5 protein-coding genes are annotated in these 4,209 nt (G+C 71.3%); 3 read left to right on the forward strand and 2 right to left on the reverse strand.

Annotation, left to right across the window (positions count from 1 at the left end; translation table 11 throughout):
- The 3 genes from ACQKIP_RS41265 to ACQKIP_RS41275 form a co-directional block, all read left to right on the forward strand.
- A partial coding sequence (locus tag ACQKIP_RS41265; protein WP_427745357.1) for a glycoside hydrolase family 16 protein occupies positions 1-331 on the forward strand: 331 nt, incomplete at its 5' end.
- Between the two features lie 80 nt (positions 332-411).
- Positions 412-1,377, forward strand: a complete 966-nt coding sequence (locus tag ACQKIP_RS41270) for an LLM class F420-dependent oxidoreductase (RefSeq protein ID WP_365855964.1) — start codon at positions 412-414, stop codon at positions 1,375-1,377.
- Between the two features lie 118 nt (positions 1,378-1,495).
- Entirely contained in the window at positions 1,496-1,918 is a 423-nt protein-coding gene (locus tag ACQKIP_RS41275) for a hypothetical protein (protein ID WP_365855966.1), read from the forward strand.
- Between the two features lie 105 nt (positions 1,919-2,023).
- Here the strand turns inward: ACQKIP_RS41275 and ACQKIP_RS41280 are convergent, their stop codons facing one another.
- Positions 2,024-3,436: an NADP-dependent succinic semialdehyde dehydrogenase gene (locus ACQKIP_RS41280; RefSeq protein ID WP_365855968.1), complete on the reverse strand. Its 1,413-nt coding sequence runs from the start codon at positions 3,434-3,436 to the stop codon at positions 2,024-2,026.
- 175 nt (positions 3,437-3,611) lie between these two features.
- On the reverse strand, positions 3,612-4,209 hold a 598-nt coding region (locus ACQKIP_RS41285; RefSeq protein WP_427745359.1), incomplete at its 5' end, for an aldo/keto reductase.

Here is a 4,209-nt window from a genome sequence, read left to right on the forward strand (position 1 = left end):
CCCCGAAGGCAACTGGGCCGGCTCCCTCACCGCCTTCCACCATCCGTGCGGCGGCGGCGAACAGGGCACGTTCGAGGGTGCCGACGAGTGGACCGAATGGCACACGGTGTCGACCGAATGGACTCCCGGACGCGTGCGGTTCTTCGTGGACGGCCAGGAGACGGGAGAGGACACCCGAGGCGTTCCCGACCAGCCGCTGTCCTGGGTCCTGCAGAACGAGAGCGCCCTCGAAGGGCCAGGAGCGGCGCCCGGCAGCAGTGCGCAGCTGGAGATCACCTGGGTCGCCGCATACGCGTATGACTGGAAGCAAAGCCGGAGGGGACCCGAATAGCCGTGCGGCGCGGGGACAGCCGCCCCGCGAGCCGCCGTGGCCGATGTTTCAGCGGGAGCGGTTCGGCAAACCGTACCAATATGGTGCAAATCGGCTACACGATGATGACCGAGCAGGCGGGCCCCCGTGCTCTCGTCGACGATCTGGTCGCGGCGGAGGGCGCCGGGTTCGACTTCTCCGTCACCTCCGACCACTACTTCCCCTGGCTCGAATCACAGGGGCACGCGCCCTACGCGTGGAGCGTGCTCGGCGCCGCCGCACAGGCGACCTCGCGGATCCCGCTCATGACGTACGTGACCTGCCCGACCGTGCGCTACCACCCCGCCGTGGTGGCACAGAAGGCCGCGACGATGCAGTTGCTCTCCGAGGGGCGCTTCCGGCTCGGCCTCGGCTCGGGCGAGAGCCTCAACGAACACGTGGTCGGCGCGGGCTGGCCCTCTCCGCAGGTCCGCCTGGAGATGCTCGAGGAAGCCGTCGAGATCATCCGCGCGCTGTTCACCGGCGACAACGTCAACCACCAGGGCACCCACTTCGACGTGGCCAACGCCCGCCTGTGGGACCTGCCCGACGCACTGCCACCCATCGGAGTGGCGGTCTCCGGCGGCCGGTCCTGCGCGCTCGCCGGGCGCGTCGCCGACCTGGTCATCGCGACGGAGCCCAAGGCCGAGCTGGTCGAGTCCTTCGACCGGCACGGCGGAAACGGCAAGCCGCGCGTCGGCCAGCTGCCCGTCTGCTACGACACCGACAAGGACGCGGCCATCGCCCGCGCGCACGACCAGTTCCGCTGGTTCGCCGGCGGCTGGCCCGTCAACTCCGAACTGCCCGGGCCCTCCGGCTTCGCGGGCGCCACGCAGTTCGTCACGAAGCAGGACGTCGCGGAGCAGATCCCGTGCGGTGACGACGTCGAAGCGTTCGTCGAGGCCGTACGCCCCTACGCCGATGCGGGCTTCACGGAAATCGCCCTCGTCCAGGTCGGCGGCGAGCACCAGCGCCCCTTCATCGACTGGGCCGAGAAGAAGCTGCTGCCCGCCCTGCGCGAGCTCTGAGCCCGCCGCACACCGCCGCCGCACACCGCGGCAGGTGCCGGCCGCCCCATCAGATACCTGCCCTCACATCGGGTACCCGTGATCACACATCAGGACCCGCAATCCTCAGGAGCACAGCGTGAACGACACACCCGACCCGGCTGCCCCCACCGCGCAGTCAGACTCCCCGGACCTGGTGCAGGTGGTACTCGGCGAATGCTCCGCGGCCGACGCGGACGCCGTGTTCGGCGTGCTGCGGACCCACTTCCCCTCCGACCGCGGCGACGAGCCCCCGCTCCGGACGGACCAGCCCAGGGCCGAGGTCTGGACCGGCGGCTTCCTCGCCTCCGCGAGCCCGGGCCCCGTCCGGGGCGTGCTGCTCGCGGGCTCGGTCACCGCCGACCTGCAAGGCAGCCCGGTGGCCGTGGACCGGCTGCGCGACACGCTCGACTCGGCCTTCGTCATCTCGACCACCGGCACCGAATCCGGCGACCAGGAAGTGCAGATGCAGCTGCGCCTGACGGGCGCCGAGCACGGGGAGCCGCCGCTCCCCGGCCACTGAACGGGCCACTGAACAGTCCACTGAACGGCCGCCCGCCCCGCCGCCCGCAGGTCCGGAACACGGACCCGGCGGCGGGGGCAGGCCGGCCTCGGGCAGTTGCCGGAATCAGCCCTTGGCGTCCGGCTCCGACGGGCCGTACCAGACCGTCGTGGCGTTGCAGAACTCCCGGATGCCGTGCCCCGCCAGCTCACGCCCGTAGCCCGAGCGCTTGACCCCGCCGAAGGGCAGGCCGGGGTGCGAGGCGGTCATGCCGTTGAAGAAGACGCCGCCCGCCTGGAGATCCTGTACGCAGCGCTCGATGTCCGCGTCGTCCCGCGTCCACACGTTCGAGCTGAGCCCGAACGGCGTGTCGTTGGCCAGGGCCACGGCCTCGTCCAGGTCCGCGACGCGATAGAGCGTGGCCACCGGGCCGAACGCCTCCTCCTTGTGGATGCGCATCTGCGGGGTGACGTCGGCCAGGACCGTGGGGGAGTAGTACCAGCCCCGCTCCTGCTCCTTGGGGCGCTGCCCGCCGCACAGCGCGGTCGCACCGCGGGCGAGCGCGTCGTCGACGAGCTCCTCCAGATCGGTGCGGCCCTGCTCGGTGGAGAGCGGACCGATGTCGGTGTCCTCGCTCGCCGGGTCGCCGACGGTCAACTCCCGCATGCCCGCGACGAAGCGCTCGCGGAAGGCGTCGTAGACGTCGGCGTGCACGATGAAGCGCTTGGCGGCGATGCAGGACTGCCCGTTGTTCTGTACCCGGGCGGTCACCGCGGTCGCGGCGGCACGCTCGATGTCGGCGCTCGGCAGGACGAGGAAGGGGTCGCTGCCGCCCAGTTCGAGGACCGTCTTCTTGATGTCGTCGCCGGCGGTGGACGCCACCGAGCGACCCGCCGGTTCGCTGCCGGTGAGGGTCGCCGCTGCCACCCGCTCGTCGCGCAGGATGCCCTCGACGGCTCCCGAGCCGATGAGGAGCGTCTGGAAGCAGCCGTCCGCGAAACCGGCGCGCTTGAAGAGGTCTTCCAGATAGAGGGCGGTCTGGGGCACGTTCGACGCGTGCTTGAGCAGACCGACGTTGCCCGCCATGAGGGCGGGTGCCGCGAACCTGATGACCTGCCAGAGCGGGAAGTTCCACGGCATCACGGCAAGGACGACGCCGAGCGGGCGGTAGCGGACGATCGCCCGGGTCGCGCCGGAATCCTCCACGTCGGCCTGCGCGGGGTGCTCGTCCGCCAGCAGGCCCTCGGCCCGCTCGGCGTACCAGCGCATGGCCTTGACGCACTTGGCGGCTTCGGCCCTGGCCGCCTTGACGGGCTTGCCCATCTCGGCGGTCATGGTCTTGGCGATGGCCGCGTTGTCCTCCTCCAGGAGGTCGGCGGCCCGGTTCAGGAGCCGGGACCGCTCGCTGAAGGTGCTGGTGCGGTGCCGGCCGAACGCGGTATGGGCGAGCGCAAGGCGGCGCTCCACCTCCGCGTCGTCGAGCGGCTCGAACGTCTTGAGCGTCTCGCCGGTGGCGGGATCGACCGTGGCGATGGGCATGCCGTTCCTCCTCGGAACGCCTGGCGCGGTTTGGTTGGGGCCCCTGGATTCACCCTAGGGCGACATACGGGGTAAAGCATGCGCGGCGACATGGCGGGTGCCCGGACATGCGGAGCGCACACTTCCGTGGCCGGTCCGGTTCAGAGAACCCCCGGTTTCAGAGAATCCCCCGGCTTCAGAGGATCTCCAGCGGCTCCTTGCGCACCGGCGCCGGGAACGCGGCGTCCAGCGCCTTGAGGTCCTCGTCGGTGAGGCGGACGTCGAGGGCGGCGTGGTTCTCCTCCACGTGCGCCGCCGTGGATGCCTTGGGAATGGCGATGACGTCGTCGTGCCGCAGCACCCAGGCGAGCGCCACCTGGAGCGGACTGCTCCCGTGCGCCTCCGCCACCGACTCAAGGGCCTGATGGCCGAGGAGCCGCCCCTGCTCCAGCGGCGAATAAGCCATCACGGGCACCGAGCGTTCGCGGCACCAGGGGAACAGGTCGTACTCGGGGCCGCGCCGGGTGAGGTTGTAGAGCACCTGGTCCGTCTGCGGCAGGGCGCCTTCGGGAAGCTCGGCCAGGTCGTCGACGTCGAGGTTGCTCACGCCCCAGGCGCCGATGCTGCCGCGGCTCACCAGACCCTCCAGGGCCTCAACGGTCTCGGCGAGCGGCACACCGCCCCTCCAGTGCAGCAGGTACAGGTCGATGCGGTCGGTGCCCAGGCGGCGCAGGCTCGCGTGGCAGGCCTCGACGGTGCCGCGGGCGTCGGCGTTGGACGGCAGCACCTTGCTC

The organism is Streptomyces sp. NPDC059900, from assembly GCF_050270335.1.
Lineage (GTDB): Bacteria > Actinomycetota > Actinomycetes > Streptomycetales > Streptomycetaceae > Streptomyces.